The sequence below is a fragment of the Aeromicrobium sp. genome (assembly GCF_037719875.1).
GTDB lineage: Bacteria > Actinomycetota > Actinomycetes > Propionibacteriales > Nocardioidaceae > Aeromicrobium.
Window position 1 is genome coordinate 20422 of sequence record NZ_JBBJMJ010000024.1, and the last position, 18384, is coordinate 38805.

14 protein-coding genes are annotated in these 18384 nt (G+C 67.9%); 11 read left to right on the top strand and 3 right to left on the bottom strand.

Features of this window, described 5'->3' with window-relative positions; genetic code table 11:
- Window positions 1–14 precede the first annotated feature (14 nt).
- The 6 genes from leuS (at window position 15) to WKF39_RS15740 (ending at window position 9027) form a co-directional block, all read left to right on the top strand.
- Window positions 15–2837, top strand: coding sequence for a leucine--tRNA ligase (gene leuS, locus WKF39_RS15715; RefSeq protein ID WP_340390121.1), 2823 nt, complete (start codon window positions 15–17; stop codon window positions 2835–2837).
- 26 nt (window positions 2838–2863) lie between these two features.
- On the top strand, window positions 2864–3709 hold the full coding sequence (locus WKF39_RS15720; RefSeq protein ID WP_340390123.1) for a DegV family protein: 846 nt from the start codon (window positions 2864–2866) through the stop codon (window positions 3707–3709).
- Between the two features lie 193 nt (window positions 3710–3902).
- Complete coding sequence (locus WKF39_RS15725) at window positions 3903–4658, top strand: helix-hairpin-helix domain-containing protein (protein WP_340390125.1); 756 nt, start codon at window positions 3903–3905, stop codon at window positions 4656–4658.
- Entirely contained in the window at window positions 4658–6910 is a 2253-nt protein-coding gene (locus tag WKF39_RS15730) for a ComEC/Rec2 family competence protein (protein WP_340390127.1), read from the top strand. The genes WKF39_RS15725 and WKF39_RS15730 overlap by 1 nt, the downstream gene beginning before the upstream one ends.
- A 9-nt stretch (window positions 6911–6919) precedes the next feature.
- Window positions 6920–7891: a DNA polymerase III subunit delta gene (gene holA, locus WKF39_RS15735; RefSeq protein ID WP_340390129.1), complete on the top strand. Its 972-nt coding sequence runs from the start codon at window positions 6920–6922 to the stop codon at window positions 7889–7891.
- Window positions 7891–9027: a heparan-alpha-glucosaminide N-acetyltransferase domain-containing protein gene (locus tag WKF39_RS15740; protein ID WP_340390131.1), complete on the top strand. Its 1137-nt coding sequence runs from the start codon at window positions 7891–7893 to the stop codon at window positions 9025–9027. The genes holA and WKF39_RS15740 overlap by 1 nt, the downstream gene beginning before the upstream one ends.
- Window positions 9028–9066: 39 nt before the next feature.
- Here WKF39_RS15740 and rpsT read toward each other — a convergent pair whose 3' ends face one another.
- Window positions 9067–9327, bottom strand: a complete 261-nt coding sequence (gene rpsT / locus WKF39_RS15745) for a 30S ribosomal protein S20 (RefSeq protein WP_340390133.1) — start codon at window positions 9325–9327, stop codon at window positions 9067–9069.
- 337 nt (window positions 9328–9664) lie between these two features.
- Between rpsT and lepA the strand changes: the two genes are divergently transcribed.
- From lepA to hemW, 3 genes are all read left to right on the top strand, one after another.
- Entirely contained in the window at window positions 9665–11515 is a 1851-nt protein-coding gene (lepA, locus tag WKF39_RS15750) for a translation elongation factor 4 (RefSeq protein WP_340390135.1), read from the top strand.
- A gap of 221 nt (window positions 11516–11736) precedes the next feature.
- The gene (locus WKF39_RS15755) at window positions 11737–13572 is read left to right on the top strand and encodes a long-chain fatty acid--CoA ligase (RefSeq protein WP_340390137.1); all 1836 of its coding nucleotides are present in this window, start codon (window positions 11737–11739) and stop codon (window positions 13570–13572) included.
- Between the two features lie 3 nt (window positions 13573–13575).
- Window positions 13576–14742 (top strand): radical SAM family heme chaperone HemW, encoded by a 1167-nt coding sequence (gene hemW / locus WKF39_RS15760; RefSeq protein ID WP_340390139.1) that lies wholly within the window; start codon window positions 13576–13578, stop codon window positions 14740–14742.
- Window positions 14743–14765: 23 nt separating this feature from the next.
- On the opposite strand, the gene WKF39_RS15765 is transcribed toward hemW, so the two are convergent.
- Together WKF39_RS15765 and WKF39_RS15770 are read right to left on the bottom strand one after the other, a co-directional pair.
- Window positions 14766–15599, bottom strand: a complete 834-nt coding sequence (locus tag WKF39_RS15765; RefSeq protein ID WP_340390141.1) for a DUF3097 domain-containing protein — start codon at window positions 15597–15599, stop codon at window positions 14766–14768.
- A complete protein-coding gene (locus WKF39_RS15770) occupies window positions 15592–16023 on the bottom strand; it encodes a hypothetical protein (RefSeq protein ID WP_340390143.1) in 432 nt (143 codons plus the stop codon). Before WKF39_RS15770 ends, WKF39_RS15765 begins: the two co-directional genes overlap by 8 nt.
- A 93-nt stretch (window positions 16024–16116) precedes the next feature.
- Here WKF39_RS15770 and hrcA point away from each other — a divergent pair, with 93 nt between their 5' ends.
- Together hrcA and dnaJ are read left to right on the top strand one after the other, a co-directional pair.
- Window positions 16117–17133, top strand: a complete 1017-nt coding sequence (gene hrcA / locus WKF39_RS15775) for a heat-inducible transcriptional repressor HrcA (protein WP_340390145.1) — start codon at window positions 16117–16119, stop codon at window positions 17131–17133.
- A gap of 26 nt (window positions 17134–17159) precedes the next feature.
- Complete coding sequence (gene dnaJ, locus WKF39_RS15780; protein ID WP_340390147.1) at window positions 17160–18308, top strand: molecular chaperone DnaJ; 1149 nt, start codon at window positions 17160–17162, stop codon at window positions 18306–18308.
- The last annotated feature ends 76 nt before the right edge of the window (window positions 18309–18384 follow it).

The window sequence follows — 18384 nt, forward strand, 5'->3', positions numbered from 1 at the left end:
GTAACATTCGGGCCGTGACCACGCCCGACCAGACGCCCGCCTCCTACCGCTACACCAGCACGCTCGCGGGCGACATCGAGCGGAGGTGGCAGGACCGCTGGGACGCCGAGGGCACGTTCGAGGCACCCAACCCGGTGGGCGACCTGGCCGGCGAGATCACTGGCGAGAAGTACTTCATCATGGACATGTTCCCGTATCCCTCGGGCGCGGGACTTCATGTCGGCCACCCCCTTGGTTACATCGCGACCGATGTCGTCGGCCGCTACCGTCGCATGCGGGGCGACAATGTCCTGCACGCCCTGGGCTACGACGCATTCGGGCTGCCTGCAGAGATTCACGCCGTGCAGACCGGTGAGCACCCCCGCACCAACACGGTCGCCAACATCGCCAACATGCGCCGCCAGCTGCGGCGGCTGGGGCTCGCGCACGACCCTCGTCGCAGCTTCGCGACGATCGACCCCGACTTCGTCCGCTGGACTCAGTGGATCTTCCTGCAGATCTTCGAGGCCTGGTACGACGAGGAGCAGGGTCGGGCCAGGCCGATCAGCGAGCTGCGCGCCGACTATGAGTCGGGCCGGCGCACAGCTCCCGACGGCGCGGCGTGGGCCGAGCTCGGACCCTTCGAACGCAGCATCCTGATCGACTCGGTGCGCCTGGCGTATGTCGATGAGTCCCCGGTGAACTGGTGCCCCGGTCTCGGCACGGTGCTCGCCAACGAGGAGGTCACAGCCGAGGGTCGCAGCGAGCGCGGCAACTTCCCGGTCTTCCCGCGCAACCTGCGCCAGTGGAAGATGCGCATCACGGCCTATTCGGATCGCCTGATCGACGACCTCGAACGGGTCGACTGGCCCGACTCGGTCAAGAACATGCAGCGCAACTGGATCGGCCGATCGCACGGCGCCCGGGTCAGCTTCCGGGTCGAAGGTGTCGCGGCGCCGATCGACGTGTTCACGACTCGGCCTGACACCCTCTTCGGGGCGACCTATGCCGTGCTGGCTCCTGAGCACGCGCTGGTCGACGAGCTCACGACCGAGGAGTGGCCCGAGGACACGCCACGCCTGTGGACCAACGGCGTCGCGACCCCCGCCGAGGCCGTCGCGGCATACCGGGCGATGGCCGCGGCCAAGACCGACCTCGAGCGTCAGGAGAACCGGGACAAGACCGGCGTGTTCACGGGATCGTTCGCGATCAACCCGGTCAACGACACCCGGATCCCGGTGTTCATCGCGGACTATGTGCTGACCGGCTATGGCACCGGCGCGATCATGGCGGTGCCGGCGCAGGACGAGCGCGACTTCGAGTTCGCCGAGTCCTACGATCTGCCGATCATCCGCACGGTGCAGCCGCCGGAGGGATTCGAGGGTGCCTACACCGGCGAAGGCGCGGCGATCAACTCCGCCAATGCCGAGGTCAGCCTCGACGGGCTCGGCATCGCCGAGGCCAAGGAGGCGATCATCACGTGGCTGCAGCAGCGCGGCGCCGGCGAGGGCACCACGACCTACCGGCTGCGCGACTGGTTGTTCAGCCGCCAGCGCTATTGGGGGGAGCCGTTCCCGATCGTCTACGACGAGCTCGACCAGCCGATCGCTCTGCCGGACTCGATGCTGCCGGTCGAGCTGCCGGAGGTGCCGGACTACTCGCCCAAGACCTATGCTCCCGACGACGCCGGCAGCGAGCCCGAACCTCCGCTGGCCCGGGTGCCGGAGTGGGTCAACGTCCAGCTCGACCTTGGCGACGGGCCCAGGACGTACCGCCGGGAGACCAACACGATGCCCAACTGGGCAGGCTCGTCGTGGTACGAGCTCCGCTACGCAGATCCGCACAACACGGACCGGCTCGTCGACCCCGACAACGAGCGCTATTGGCTCGGGCCGCGCAAGCCGGGGGAGACCGGGGGTGTCGACCTCTATGTCGGCGGCGTCGAGCACGCCGTCCTCCACCTGCTCTATGCGCGCTTCTGGCACAAGGTGCTGTTCGACCTCGGTCACGTGTCGAGCGAGGAGCCGTTCCACAAGCTCTTCAACCAGGGTTACATCCAGGCCGAGGCGTTCACCGACTCACGTGGTGTCTATGTCGAGGCGGACCAGGTCGAGAAGCGTGACGACGGCACGTTCTGGTTCGACGGCAGCTCGGTCAGCCGCGAGTACGGGAAGATGGGCAAGAGCCTCAAGAATGCCGTCACGCCCGATGAGATGTATGAGGCATACGGAGCCGACACGTTGCGGGTCTACGAGATGGCGATGGGGCCGCTCGACGTGTCGCGTCCGTGGGAGACCCGCGCGGTCATCGGCGCGCAGCGGTTCCTGCAGCGGGTGTGGCGCCTGCTGGTCGACGAGGACTCCGGCGATCTGCTCGTCGATGACGCAGATCTCGATGCCGCGACCCTGCACGTCCTGCACGTCACGATCGACGGCGTGGGTGGGGACCTTGAGGGCATGCGCTTCAACACCGCCGTGGCCAAGCTGATCGAGCTGACCAACCACCTGACCAAGGACGGTGTGCGCAGCCGTGCCGCAGTCGAGCCGCTCGTGCTGATGCTCGCACCGCTGGCTCCGCACCTCGCCGAGGAGCTGTGGTCCCGCCTGGGTCACGAGGAATCGCTGACGCACGCGCCGTTCCCGGTTGCCGACCCGGCGCACCTCGCCTCGGCATCGGTGACCTGCGTGGTGCAGGTGCTGGGCAAGGTGCGCGGCAAGATCGAGGTCAGCCCCGGCATCACCGACGAGGAGCTGACGGCGCTCGCGCTGGCCGAGCCCAACGTCGTCCGGTCGATCGACGGTCGCGAGATCCGCAAGATCATCGTGCGGGCACCCAAGCTCGTCAGCGTCGTGGTCTAGCTCGTGCGTCCCGATAAGGTGCCAGCATGAGCGTCGCGATCGTCACCGACTCGACGTCGTCGTTGTCCCCAGAGGATGCCGAGCGCGAGGGCATCTCAGTCATACCGTTGCAGGTCATCATCGGCGCCGATGTGTTCACCGAGGGCGTCGACGTCACGGCCGACATGTTGGCGGAGGCGCTGGCCTCCTTCGTGCCGGTCAGCACGTCGCGGCCCACACCGGACGACTTCCTCACGGTCTACGAACGACTCGCTGCGGAGGGAGCCGATGCGATCGTGTCGGTGCATCTCAGCTCCAAGATGTCGGGCACGTTCGACTCAGCGGTCCTGGCCTCCAAGCAGGCTTCGGTGCCGGTGACCTGCATCGACTCGACCCAGGTCGGCATCGCCACGGGATTCGCCGCGGGTCGCGCCGCCAGTGCGCGCGATGCCGGCGAGGATGTGGTCGGCGTGGCAGAGGCCGCCCGGCGGGCCGGTGACTCCTCCACAGTCCTGCTGTACGTCGACACGCTCGAGTACCTCAAGAGGGGCGGACGTGTCGGCGCTGCAGCGGCCCTGATCGGGTCGGCGCTGGCGGTCAAGCCGATCCTGACGATCACTGACGGGCTGGTCGTGCCACTTGAGCGCGTACGAACACAGGCCAAGGCAATCGCCCGGCTCGAGGCTCTGGCGGTTGAGCGGGCCGAGGGCTGCGACAAGGGGTTCGACATCGGCGTGCAGCACCTCTCCAGCCTGACCCTCGCCACAGCAGTCGCCTCGCGCCTCGCGGCTGCCCTCGAGCTGGACTCGATCGGCGTCGACGAGGTCGGCGCCTCGATCGGTGCCCATGTCGGACCGGGCATGATCTCGGTGACCGTCACCCCCCGCTGCTGACCGCGCGCCAGTCCGCCAGCCCCGACGGTTTACCACGGTCCCTAGTGCGTGGTCCTCGGCAACGTGGCGGACGACCTTGCAGGGACCGCGGTGTTCGGTCGGATTTCCACGGGATCACCGACCGCGCCCGTTGTCCACAGCCCCTGCGTCGGTCCCTCGCGTATGTCGGTGGACCCCGCCTAGCGTCGTGGGTGTGAAGCGTCGCCGCCCTCCCGTCCCGACCGATGAGACTCGCGCGGAGATCGCGCGGCGCAGACTGGCCCAGCTCGCGGCCTCGTTCGACGCCGAGCTTCCTGCCGTGGAGGACCCCGAGCAGCACCGTGCTCGCCGCACCGTCGACCTCCCGCACGTCCGGGTCCTCACCACGATCGCCGTTGCTGCGTCGGTCCTGCTGGTCTGGTGGCTGCTGTCAGGGCGGCCCGAGACCAGTCAGCCGGTGGCGCCGTTGGCATTCGCGGAGACGACGGCGCCAGCGCCCGGGGCTCCGTCAGCGGTTTCACCCGGGGCCGAGCTCATCATTGACGTCATCGGCAAGGTGCGCCGCCCCGGCATCGTCACGGTGCCCAAGGGGTCGCGGGTCTACCAGGCCATCGAAGCCGCAGGGGGACTCAAGGGCAAGGCCGACACCGCCTCGCTCAACATGGCCCGGGTCCTGACCGACGGTGAACAGATCATGGTGGACATCGAACCGGTCGAGGGACCCGGCGGAGCATCAGGGTCGACGGGTCCAACAGGATCAACGGGGACCACCGCCGGCGCGAAGATCAACCTCAACACCGCGACTGCCGAACAGCTCGACACGCTGCCGGGAGTGGGACCCGTCACGGCACAGTCGATCCTCAGCTGGCGGGAGGACAACGGCCGATTCGGGTCGGTCGACGACCTGCTCGACGTCAAGGGCATCGGCGACGTGACGCTTGCGGAGCTCCGCGACCTCGTCGTCGTGTGATGCACGACCTGCGGCTGGTGCCGTCCGCGCTCGTCTCGTGGGGCGCTGCGGCGTGGCTGGTGACCACCAGGTCCTCCGTCTCGGTCATCATCGCGGTGAGCGCGATCGCCTGCGCGGGGCTGCTCCTCTGGTGGGGTTCGGGGCGAGTGGTCCGATGGGTGCTGACGGCCGTGTGCCTGGCGGCGGTCTGTCTCGCTGCGGTGGCGGCATCCTGCGCCTGGCGCCTGGCCACGATCGAGCACTCACCGCTCACCGACCTCGCCCGGCAGCATCGCCTCGCGACCCTCGATGTCGAGGTGAGGCGCGACGCCCGGACTTTCGTCCACCACGGCCGGGAGTCTGTCGTCGTGCAGGTGTTGGTGCGGAGGGCGGTCAGCCGCGATGTCGACGTCCGCGCCCGCGATCGCGCAACCGCATTCCTCGACGGCGACGCCACCGGACTGGTCGTCGGACGCCGGCTGGTCGTCAAGGGACGGCTGTCCCCGTCGGACTCCTCCGACGAGGCCGCCGTGATCGACGTGGTGCGGCGAGGACCGGCCGATCGCGCGACGTGGTGGTGGGAGGCGTCGGAGCGGGTGCGCGAGGGCGTACGCCAGGCGGTCACCCCGGTAGGCCCGGAGCCCGAGGCTCTCGTCCCCGCTCTCGTCGACGGTGACGACGGCCGGGTCAGCGACGGGGTCGAGGAGGACTTCCGACGAAGCGGACTCACCCACCTGATGGCAGTCTCGGGCACCAACCTGACGATCGTGCTGGCCGTCGTGATGGTGATCGGGCGCGCCGCGGGGACAAGCCGGAGGGGTCTGGGCATACTCGGGGCACTGTCGATCGTTGCCTTCGTGCTGCTCGCCAGGCCGGACCCGAGTGTCCTGCGGGCCGCCGCCATGGGAGCAGTCGGCGTCGCGGCCCTCGGCTTCGGCACACGAGGAGGGGTGCGGGCCCTGGCCTGCGCAGTGGTTGCGCTGGTGTTCGTCGATCCGTGGTTGTCCAGGTCTGCCGGCTTCGTGCTGTCGGTGACCGCGACGGCAGGCATCCTGCTCATCGCACCACCGCTGGCTCATCGCCTCGGACGCTGGATGCCACGCTGGTGTGCGCTGGCGATCGCCGTCCCGATGGCCGCGCAGCTGGTGTGCACGCCGGCAATCGCGGCATTGTCCGGACAGATCTCGCTCGTTGCCGTCGTCGCCAACCTGCTCGCCGCCCCGGCGGTTGCGCCCGCCACTGTGGCCGGGTTGCTCGGCGGGCTCGTCGCGCTGATCTCCGTGCCGCTGAGTCATGTCCCCGGTGTGGTCGCCGGTGCCTGCGCGAGCTGGATCCTCACGATCGGGCACCGGGCGGCCTCTCTCGACGCGGCGTCGTTGGCGTGGCATGCGCCCTGGCAGTGGCTGTTGCTGATCGTCCCGGTGACGATCGTCGCGGTGGTCGTGATCTCGTCCCGACCGGTCCTCGCCGTAGGTGTGTCGATGGGCCTGCTCGTGGCTGTCTGGCGGCCGCCCGAGACCGGTTGGCCGCCCCCGGGGTGGCTCATGGTCGCGTGCGCGGTCGGACAGGGCGACGCAACGGTTCTCGACGCCGGCCGAGGGTCCGCGGTGGTCATCGACGCCGGACCCGATCCGACCGTCGTCGACCGCTGCCTCGACCGCCTCGACATCTCGCGCATACGCCTGATGGTGTTCACGCACGATCACGCGGATCACGTCGACGGCTGGCCTGGGGTCCTGACCGGTCGCCGGGTCGATCAGATCGCGGTCGGCCCGACCGGCGGTCCGCGTCACGCCACGATCCCGCGGCACATCGCGGCACCCGGCGAGGGATTCAGGATCGCCGGCATCACGGCCCGGGTGCTGTGGCCATCGGCCTCCGGGCCGATCCGGGTCGCGGGCGGCGAGGGGTCCACCGCCAACGACGCGAGCGTCGTGATCAGGGCCCAGCTGCGAGGCGTACGCCTGATGCTGACGGGCGACATCGAACCCGATGCCCAGGCGGCCCTGGTCCGGAATCATCCCGATCTCGCGGCAGACGTCCTCAAGATGCCGCACCACGGCAGCGCGCGGCAGTCACCGGAGTTCTTCGAAGCCGTGGGTGCTCGCCTCGCGACGATCAGCGCGGGAGAGACCAACGACTACGGCCACCCCGCCGCGGCCGCACTGTCCCTGCTCCGCGACCAGGGCGCTCGCTGGTGGCGCACAGACACCGACGGTGACATTGCGATCGTCGAGCGTGATGGCCGCCTCCTTGTCGTCACGCGCGACTAGTCTGGCTCCGTGGCCACGGCATTCGGCAAGATCCTGCTCATCACCGGCAACGCCGAGTTCCTCGCCGATCGCACGCGCGCGCGGGCGGTCAAGGCTGTCACGACTGAGCATCCCGAGTGCCAGGTCGCCGAGTCCACCGCCTCCGGACTGCAGCCCGGCGAGCTCGCCGGGCTCACGAGCCCGTCGCTGTTCAGCGACGTCAGTGCCCTCGTGCTGACCGAGCTGCAGGACCTCCCTGACGCGGCGCAGGCAGAGCTGCTTGCCTACGCCGCCGACACCTCGCCCGACGTCGCCGTCGTGCTGGTCCATGGCGGCGGCAACAAGGCCAAGGGTCTGCTCGACAAGCTCCGCAAGATCGGCAGCGTCAGCGAGGTCAAGCTCGAGCAACCCAAGTATGAGCGCGACTTCGCGCGGTGGGTCTACACCGAGGTGCGAGACCTCGGTGCCCGCATTGATGAGGAGGCCGCGAGCCTCCTGGTCGCATCGGTCGGCCAGGACCTCCGTGCGCTCGGGGGAGCGGCCGATCAGCTCGTCGCCAATCTCGAGAAGGGCGCCCAGATCACCGCGTCGCTCGTCCAGCAGTACTTCGGCGGCCGTGCTGACGTCCGGGGCTACGAGATTGCCGACGCCGCGATCGACGGGCGCATCAATGTTGCCCTCGAACAGGCCCGGTGGGCCGAGACCGCCAAGGTCGCGCCCGTCCTCATCACCAGCGCGTTCGCGACCGGCCTACGCTCGCTGGCCAAGCTCTCCAGCGCGCCCGAGGGCATGCGTGACAATGACCTGGCCTCCCTCATCGGCGCGCCACCGTTCAAGATCAGGGCGTTGCGGCAGCGGCTCGGCTGGTGGGACCAGAGCGGGTTGGCCAAGGCGCTGGATGCGGTGGCCCAGGCCGACCTCGACGTCAAGGGCGGTGCGGCCGATCCGGCCTATGCGGTCGAGCGCATGGTCCTGGCTGTCGCGGCTCAGCGCCGGCGCTGATGGGCAGATCCACCACGGCCAGGGTCGAGGCCGTGGACCTGGCCCGCGGGATCGCGCTGGTGGGCATGATGCTGGTCCACATCGGTCCCTATTGGATCGAGCGCAACCCTCCGATCGGGAGCATCGTCGCCGGAGGTCGTGCGGCACCGCTGTTCGCGCTGCTCGCGGGGGTGGCCCTCACGATCGTTCACGATCGTGATCCGCGTGGCGCCGGGTCAACGCGGGCCACCTGGATCCGGGCGGTGCTGTTGATCGCGCTCGGCCTGTGGCTCGGCTCGCTCGAAGACCTGCCGGTGCTCATCATCCTGGCGTCCTACGGCCTGATGATCGTGCTCGCACTCCCGTTCCGGCGGCTGTCGACGCGGGTCCTGCTGGTCCTGGCTGCAGTCTGGGCTCTCGCTGCTCCGGTCGCACTGCTCGGAGCGAGGATCGCTCACTCCCCGGTGCAGGCCGGGCAGGCCGAGCTCTCCGACCTCAAGGCGCCCCACGACCTGGTCTCGGAGCTCGTCGTGTGGGGCGCCTACCCGGCCGGGGTGTGGTTCGCGTACGTCCTGGCGGGACTCGCGATCGGTCGTCTCGATCTGCGCCGGACGGTGGTCGCATGGCGGCTGGTGGCGGTCGGAGTGGCACTGGTGAGCACGACTCTGGGCGCCGGCCTGTTCCTGATCAACAACGGCATGGCGGCGGACAGCGACGGTCGCGGATGGCGCCTGCTGTTCGCCTCTGACTACGGACTAGCGCAGTGGGAGGATCTCCTGCTTGTCGGCGAGCACACCTCGATGCCGCTCAACGTGCTCAGCGCGACCGGCTCTGCGGTTCTCGTGATCGGGGTCTGCGCGCTTCTCGTACGACTGCCGTGGGCCCGCCTGATCCTCGTCCCGCTCCGGGCGGCAGGTGCGATGACGCTGACGCTCTACGTGATCCATGTCCTCTGGACCTGGCGCCTGCGGGTGGACTTCCTCGACGACCCCGCTGCCGGCATCCCCAAGGGCAGCTATCAGGACTGGCTGCTGCAGGTCGTCGTGCTGTGTGTGGTCGCGACGCTGTGGCAGCGGTTCATCGGCAAGGGTCCGCTGGAGTGGCTCATGCGTCGTGCATCGGTCTGGGGTCGGAGCGCCGACCCGAAAAGGGTATGAAAAAAGCGCCCCGAGGGGCGCTCAGTCCATGGCTGTACGTCAGAGCGATGCGGCCTTCTTGGCGATCGCCGACTTGCGGTTGGCCGCCTGGTTCTTGTGGATGACCTTCTTGGTGGCGGCCTTGTCGAGCTTCTTGTTGGCCTCGCCCGCAAACTTCTTGGCGTCCTCAGCGTTGCCGGCCTTCACGGCCTCGTCGAAGCGGCGCACGGCCGTCTTGAGGGCCGAGCGCACGGACTTGTTGCGCTCACGGGCCAGCTCGTTCTGCCGGTTGCGCTTGATCTGCGACTTGATATTCGCCACGGGGCAAACCTGTTTCTCTCGAATGTGTGTGGATGCTGCAACGGTGGTGGTGCCAGTAAAAGTGTGGTGGGACGTGCCGGGCACGCGACCACCAACTCTACCAGTGAGCGGCCTGACCCCTCAAATCCGCCGGGACCGACGATCGCAGCCGGGGGTCGCACCAGGAGTTCTGCGAGTAGGGGGAGGAGCGTTGAGGGGGTTGAACGTGTCGCGGCGAAGCCGCCTCCGTGGACCCTGGCGAGGTCCCTCCTGACCTTGAGAGGCTCGCCCAACGGGTGGCGCCAGCACACCCCGGGTGGCGCGAGCGCACCCCGGGTGATGGGACAATGAAGGCATCATGAGCAACAGCCCCGTTCCCCAGCCCGGGGCCACCGACCCGCAGATCCTGCGCAACTTCTGCATCATCGCGCACATCGATCACGGCAAGTCGACGCTGGCCGATCGCATGCTGCAGCACACAGGCGTGGTCGACGGTCGTGACATGCGCGCGCAATATCTGGACCGCATGGACATCGAGCGTGAGCGCGGCATCACGATCAAGAGCCAGGCCGTACGCATGCCGTTCACCAAGTCGAGCGGTGACGACGCCGGCACGGTCTACATCCTCAACATGATCGACACCCCGGGCCACGTCGACTTCACCTATGAGGTCAGCCGCAGCCTCGAAGCGTGTGAGGGCGCGATTCTGCTGGTCGACGCCGCCCAGGGCATCGAGGCGCAGACACTGGCCAACCTCTATCTCGCGATCGACGCGGACCTCGACATCATCCCGGTCCTCAACAAGATCGATCTGCCCGGCGCGCAGCCGGAGAAGTATGCCGCGGAGATCGCCGGCATCATCGGCGGCGACCCGGATGACGTGCTCCGGGTGTCCGCCAAGACCGGCCAGGGTGTTGAGGAGCTGCTCAACCTCATCGTCGATGAGATCCCGCCGCCCAAGGGCGATCCCGACTCGCCCCCGCGTGCCTTGATCTTCGACTCGGTCTACGACACATACCGGGGCGTCGTGACATACGTCCGAGTGGTCGACGGCAAGCTGTCCCACCGCGACCGGATCAAGATGATGTCGACCGGCGCCGTGCACGAGATGCTCGAGGTCGGGGTCATCTCGCCCGACCCGGTCAAGGCCAAGGAGATCGGTGTCGGCGAGGTCGGCTACCTCATCACCGGCGTCAAAGAGGTCCGCCAGTCCCGGGTCGGCGACACCGTGACGTCCCACATCCACGGTGCGACCGAGCCACTCGGGGGCTACAAGACCCCCAACCCGATGGTGTTTGCCGGGCTCTATCCGCTCGACGGCGACGACTACCCGACGCTGCGCGATGCGTTGGAGAAGCTCCAGCTCAACGATGCCGCCCTCGTCTACGAACCCGAGTCGTCCGGCGCACTGGGCTTCGGCTTCCGCATCGGCTTCCTTGGGCTGCTACACCTCGAGATCGTCCGTGAGCGGCTCGAGCGAGAGTTCAACCTCGAGCTCATCTCGACTGCGCCCAACGTCGTCTACCGGGTGGAGATGGAAGACGAGAAGGAGCACGTCGTCACCAATCCCTCGGAATATCCCGAGGGCAAGATCGACAAGGTCTATGAGCCCGTCGTCCGAGCCACCGTGCTGAGCCCCACGGACTACATCGGCACGATCATGGAGTTGTGCCAAGCTCGACGTGGCCAGCTGATCGGCATGGACTACCTCTCCGAGGACCGGGTCGAGATCAAGTACACGCTGCCCATGGGCGAGATCATGTTCGACTTCTTCGACGCGCTCAAGAGCCGTACCAAGGGCTATGCCTCGCTGGACTACGAGCCGACCGGCGAGCAGGCTTCCGACTTGGTCAAGGTCGACGTGCTCCTGCAGGGCGAGATCGTCGATGCCTTCAGCGCCATCGTGCACCGTGACAACGCGTATGCGTACGGAGTCTCGCTCGCGTCCAAGCTCAAGGAGCTGATCCCGCGCCAGCAGTTCGAGGTGCCGATCCAGGCCGCCATCGGCGCCCGGGTCATCGCTCGCGAAAACATCCGCGCGATCCGCAAGGACGTCCTTGCCAAGTGCTACGGCGGCGACATCTCGCGCAAGCGCAAGCTGCTGGAGAAGCAGAAGGAGGGCAAGAAGCGGATGAAGATGGTTGGCCGCGTCGAGGTCCCCCAGGAAGCCTTCATCGCCGCCCTCTCCACCGGCGACGCCGACAGGTAGCCCCCGGCCCTCGGTTGCGGTTTACCACGGTCCCTAGGCAAGCGTCGTCTCCCCGCGGTTGATTACCCGCGGGCGGACGACCTTTGCGTAGGGACCGTGGTAAACCGTCGACGCGGTGGGCGGGGTGGTGCTGGCGGCATCCCGATGGGGTGACCGGTGGGTAGGTTAGGGTGATCCGCACCACACCACATACCGTCCGTACGTCTTGTTGAGGGACCACCATGACTGTCACCGTTGCCACCCCCGAACAGCTGGAGATCGTCCAGGATCGCGCCGAGAGCCTCGGCGCGATGTTCTTTTCCCGCGTCGCGCAGTCTGCTGAGCGGGAGGCGTTCCGCTATCCCGACGAGAACGAGGTCTGGCACTCGCTGACCTGGGCCGAGACCGGCAAGCGGGTGACCAGCCTGGGCGCCGGACTCGTCTCGCTGGGCATCGAGCCCGAGGAGCGGGTCGCGATCGCTTCCGGAACGCGGCTCGAGTGGATCTTGGCCGATCTCGCGATCGTCGCTGCGGGGGCTGCGACGACCACGGTCTACCCGACCACGATGGCCGATGACGTCGCCTACATCCTGGCCGACTCCGACAGTCGTGTCGTCTTCGCCGAGGACGACGAGCAGGTCGCCAAGTTGCGCGACAAGCACTCCGAGCTGCCATCGATCATCAAGGTCGTCGTCTTCGACGGTGAGGGCGACGGCGACTGGGTCATCAGCTTCGACGAGCTCGCTGCCCTCGGCGATGCCTATCTCGCCGAGCACCCCGAGGTCATCGAGGAGCGCGTGGCCGCATCCAAGCGTGACTCGCTCGCGACACTCATCTACACCTCCGGCACGACGGGCCGCCCCAAGGGAGTCCGCCTCAGTCACGACGGCTGGACATACGAAGGCGCCGTGATGGTTGCGGCCGGGATCCTGAGCGAGGACGACCTGCAGTTCCTGTGGCTGCCGATGGCCCACTCGTTCGGCAAGGTCTTGCTGACGACCCAGCTGGCCATCGGATTCGCCACCGCGATCGACGGCCGCGTCCCCAAGATCGTCGAGAACCTCGCGATCGTGAAGCCGACATTCATGGGTGCCGCGCCACGCATCTTCGAAAAGGCGTACGGACGCATCGTCGGCATGACCGAGTCCGAGGGCGGTGCCAAGCTCAAGATATTCAAGTGGGCCGAGAGCGTCGGGCTCGAGCACTCCCGCGCGGTGCGCTCGGGCAAGACCATCTCGCCGGTCCTCAAGGCCAAGCACGCCGTGGCAGACAAGCTTGTCTTCTCCAAGGTGCGTGACCGCTTCGGCGGCCGCGTGCGCTTCTTCATCTCGGGTGCCGCGGCGCTGTCGCCCGACATCGCCGAGTGGTTCCACTCCGCCGGCGTGCTGATCCTCGAGGGCTATGGCCTCACCGAGACCTCGGCCGGAGCGTTCGTCAATTCGCCCGACAACTTCAAGCTCGGCTCGGTGGGCACGCCGTTCCCCGGCAGCGAGGCCAAGATCGCCGAGGATGGCGAGGTGCTCATCAAGGGCCCGCACATCATGCGCGGCTATCACAACCTCGACACCGAGAGCGCCTCCGCGCTGACCTCCGAAGGCTGGCTCCACACCGGCGACGAGGGGCGCATCGACGAGGACGGCTTCTTGTTCATCACAGGTCGCAAGAAGGAGCTCTTCAAGACCTCGGGCGGCAAGTATGTCGCCCCGCCGCACATCGAGGGCACCTTCAAGGGCATCAGCTCGCTGACCAGCCAGATCGTCGTCCACGGCAACGACCGCAACTTCTGCACGGCGCTCATCACCCTGGATCCCGATGCGGTCAACGAGTGGGCGGGCCACCACGGCATGGCCGGCAAGTCGTATGCCGAGATCGTCTCCTCACCCGAGATGAACAACGTCATCCAGGGCCAGATCGATGAGCTCAACACCAAGATCAACCGCTGGGAGACGATCAAGAAGTTCGCGATCCTCGACCATGACCTGTCGGTCGAGTCCGGTGAGATCACGCCCAGCATGAAGGTCAAGCGCAATGTCGTCGAAGCCAACAACAAGGAGATCCTCGACGGCTTCTACGCTTAGCAGGTGCCACTGCCCGAAGGACCGCTCTCCACGCTGGGGGAGCGGTCCTTCGGCGTGTATGTTCACGTGCCGTTCTGCTCGGTGCGTTGCGGCTACTGCGACTTCAACACCTACACCGCCGACGAGCTCGGCGAGGGTGCCACCCGGGCGACATACGCCGACACCGCGATCGTGGAGATCGAGCGGGCCGGGCGCGAGCTGGTCGGCGCCCCACCGGTCGAGACGGTGTTCTTCGGCGGTGGCACGCCGACCCAGCTCCCGTCGGACGCCCTCGTCCGGATGCTCGCCGCGGTCCGCGATGCGTTCGGGCTCACCGACGACGTCGAGGTCACGACCGAGGCCAACCCCGACAGCGTCACGCCGCAGTCGCTGGCGGCGCTGCGCGAGGGTGGCTTCAACCGGATCTCGTTCGGTGTGCAGTCGGCCGTGCCGCACGTGCTCGCCACCCTCGACCGCACGCATGATCCGGCCGGCGTCCCGCAGGCGGTGCGCTGGGCGCGCGAAGCCGGATTCGAGCAGCTGAGCGTCGACCTGATCTACGGCACGCCGGGGGAGTCGATGGACGACTGGCGCGCCAGTGTCGAGCAGGCGATCGAGCTCGAGCCCGATCACATCAGTGCCTACGCGCTGATCGTCGAGGACGGCACGGCATTCGCCCGCAAGGTCAGGCGGGGCGAGGTCGCCATGCCTGATGATGACGAGACCGCCGACAAGTACGTCCTCGCGGATGAGCTGTTCTCCGCGGCCGGCCTCGACTGGTACGAGCTGTCCAACTGGGCCCGTGACGAGGCTGCCCAGTGCCGGCACAACGTCCTCTACTGGCGGAGCGCCAACTGGTGGGGAGTGGGTCCCGGAGCGCATTCGCACGTCGGCGGGGAACGGTGGTGGAACGTCAAGCATCCCGCGGCCTACGCCCAGCGGCTCGCTGCCGGTGAGTCACCACGGCACGGAGGCGAGTCGATCGACGCCGCGACCGCCCGAATGGAGCAGATCATGCTGGAGACCCGGCTGCGGGCCGGACTGGAGATCGACTCCCTGGGGCCGGCCGCACGCGCCGCGATCCCCGATGTCGTGGCCAGAGGGCTTGCCGACGTGCACCGTGACCGGCTGGTCCTGACCAGGTCCGGGCGGCTGTTGGCCGACGCCGTGGTGCGAGAGCTCGTCGAATAGTCCGGCGTGGCCCGGCTGCCCGATCAGGCAGCGGTGACGAAGTCGATGAGCTCCTCGACCCGGCCGAGGAAGGCCGGTTCGAGGTCGGCGTAGGAGTCGACGCGGCCAAGGATGTGCTTCCACGCCCGGGCGATGTCTGCCTGATCGCGATGCGGCCAGCCGAGTGAGTTGCAGATGCCGTGCTTCCAGTCCGTCCCGCGCGGGATGACCGGCCATGCGGCCATGCCGAGACGATCCGGCTTGACCGACTGCCACACATCGACATACGGATGACCGACCACGAGCACGTGCGCGCGACCGGAGACCTGCTGCGCGAGTCGCGTCTCCTTGGAGCCGGGCACGAGATGGTCGACCAGCACGCCGAGTCGCCGGTCCGGACCCGGGGCGAACTCGTCGACGATCGAGACGAGGTCGTCGATGCCGCCGAGGTATTCGACGGCAACACCCTCGATGCGCAGGTCCTCACCCCATACCTTCTCGACGAGCTCGGCGTCGTGACGCCCCTCGACATAGATGCGGCTCGGTAGCGCGACCCGGGCCTTGGCGCCGGCGACAGCGCGCGAACCCGAGGCCGTGTGCGTGGCGGCGGCCTTGGTCTTGGCCGACGGCGGTCGCAGCTCGACCGGCTTGCCGTCGAGCAGGTAGCCCGGGCCGAACGGGAACGAGCGGCGGGTCAGGCGACGATCCTCGAGGATCATCATGCCGAGGTCCTTCTCGATGACCATGACCTCACCGCAGAAGCCGGTCGTGGCGTCCTCGACGACCATGCCGAGCTCCGCGACGACCTCGACGGTGCGCCCGCGCGGCGGCTTCTTCCAGTCGCCGGACAGGACGTCGGCGCCATAGAGGTCAACCATGGAGAGCTCCGAGAAGTCGTTGGTGAAGGGTCTCGATGTCGTCCTTGGTGATGCCTGGCCCGATGACCTGGGCCTCACCGTCGAGCAGTCCGAGGGCCAGGTCGACGGCAACAGGCCAGCTGGTGGGCACGTGCTCGGGCAGCTCGTCGGCCCACAGGTCACCGATCGCGACGTGGCGCTGGGTCCCGTCGGGGTCGATGTTCGTGACGGTCATGACGAGCTCCCCGCCGACCGGGCCATCGCCGAGGTGGGCGATCTCGACGAAGACGCCATCGCCGAGATCGATCGCCCACGCGGCCGACATCGCGCCACCCTGGGACTCGTGCGCGATCGTGGTGCCATCGTCGAGGGTCACCAGCCGGGGCCGAAAGGTCAGGCTGCGCGTGATCCCTGACACTCGGTAGGCGCCAGGCTCGGTCTCCACGATCGAAAGTGTGCGCACATCGCTAGACTGGCACTTGGCCATGGAGAGTGCCAGCAGGACGCGCGGAAGGAGCTCGCCGAATGGAGGTAGGGGATGTCTGACGAACGCCGACTCGACGTCCTCCGGGCCATCGTCGAGGACTACGTCGCGACCCAGGAGCCGGTTGGCTCCCGGTCGTTGCTGGATCGTCATCAGCTCGGGGTCTCCCCGGCCACGATCCGCAACGACATGGCCGCGCTCGAGGATGAGGGCTACATCGCCCAGCCGCACACCAGCGCCGGTCGCATCCCCACCGACAAGGGCTATCGGTTGTTCGTCGATCGGCTCTCCACGGTCAAGGCGCTGACGCCGGCCGAGCGCCGCGCCATCGAGACCTTCCTGACCGGGGCAGTCGACGTCGACGACGTCGTGCAACGGTCCGTACGCGTCCTGGCCCAGCTCACCAACCAGGTCGCGATCGTGCAGTATCCGTCGCTGACCCGCTCGACGGTCCGGCACATCGAGATCGTCGCGCTCGAGGCCGCGCGGGTGCTGCTGGTGGTCATCACGAGCAGTGGCCGCGTCGAGCAGCGCATCATCGAGCTTGTCGAGACGCCGACCGAGCAGCTCATCTCCGACCTGCGGTCGCGGATCACCGGGGCCACAGTGGGCCAGCGCCTTCCCGAGGCCTCGCTGAGGCTTGCCGAGATGATCGAGACCTTCGCACCCAACGACCGGCCGATCGTGACCTCGATCGTCACGACGCTGTCGCAGACCTTCTCCAACGAGCGGTCCGACGAGCGCATCGCGGTGGGCGGGACGGCCAATCTGGCGCGTTTCGGCAGCGACTTCGACACCGAGATCAAGCCGGTCCTCGAAGCGATCGAGGAGCAGGTCGTGTTGCTCAAGCTGCTGGGTGAGGCCACCAGTGGACTCACGGTGCGCATCGGCAGCGAGACGGGTCACGAGGGCCTGTCGAGCACGGCCGTCATCTCGTCGGCATACGGACTCGACGAGAAGGCGCTCGCCACTCTCGGCACCGTCGGTCCCACCCGCATGGACTACCCAGCAACGATGGCCGCTGTCGGCGCCGTCGCCCGTTATGTCGGCCGCACACTGGCTGACAACTGACCACCTCACAGGGACATCTAGGACACATGGCACAGGACTACTACGCAACACTCGGCGTCGGACGTGACGCGGGCGCTGATGAGATCAAGAAAGCTTATCGCAAGCTCGCGCGCCAGCTCCATCCCGATGTCAACGGCGCCGCTGACGCCTCCGACCGGTTCAAGGAGGTCACCGTCGCCTACGAGGTGCTGTCGGACCCGCAGAAGCGCTCGACATTTGACCGTGGCGGCGATCCGCTCAGCAACGGTGGAAGCGGCGGGTTCGGCGGTCAGGGCTTCAACTTCGACGACATCATGGATGCCTTCTTCGGCCAGAACGCAGGCCGCGGACCACGGCCTCGCGCGCAGCGTGGCCAGGATGCCTTGCTGCGGCTCAACGTCGAGCTGGCCGAAGCGGCGTTCGGCGTCACGCACGACATCAAGGTCGACACCGCCGTCACCTGCACGACGTGCACGGGCAGCGGTGCCGCCAACGGCTCCGAACCGGTCACCTGCCGCACGTGCCACGGCCATGGCGACGTCCAGCACGTGCAGCGGTCGCTCCTCGGCGACATCCGTACGTCCCGCCCGTGCCCGACCTGCCACGGATTCGGCACGGTCATCCCCGATCCGTGCCCGGAGTGCGCCGGAGAGGGTCGCGTACGCTCGCGCCGCTCGATCTCGGTCACGATCCCGCCCGGGGTCGACCAGGGCACGCGCATCCAGCTGACCGGTGAGGGTGAGGTCGGCCCCGGAGGCGGACCGGCCGGCGATCTCTACCTGGAGATCAACGTCGCCCGTCACCCCGTGTTCCAGCGCAAGGGCGATCAGCTCTTCTGCCAGATCACGCTGCCGATGACTGCCGCTGCGCTCGGCACGCATCTCGACCTGCCAACCCTCGAGGCCGATCTGCCCGAGGCGGAGGCAGGAGCGACCAAGGTCGAGCTCGACGTCGTGGCCGGCACCCAGTCGGGCGACACGCTCACGATCAAGGGCCACGGTGTGCCGCGTCTGCGTGGCCCCGGCCGCGGTGACCTCAAGGTGCAAGTCGTCGTCGAGACCCCCACCCGGCTCGACGAGGACCAGCGGGCCCTGCTCGAGCAGCTCTCCGGACTCCGGGACGAGCAGCGGCCCGAGGCGCTGATCGCCGACAACCACAAGGGCGTCTTCGGCAAGATCAAGGATGCCTTCAAGTGAGCGCCAGCGAACTGAAGCGATGGGCTAGCAAGTGAGCGCCAGCGAACTGAAGCGAGGGGCTAGCAAGTGAGCGCCA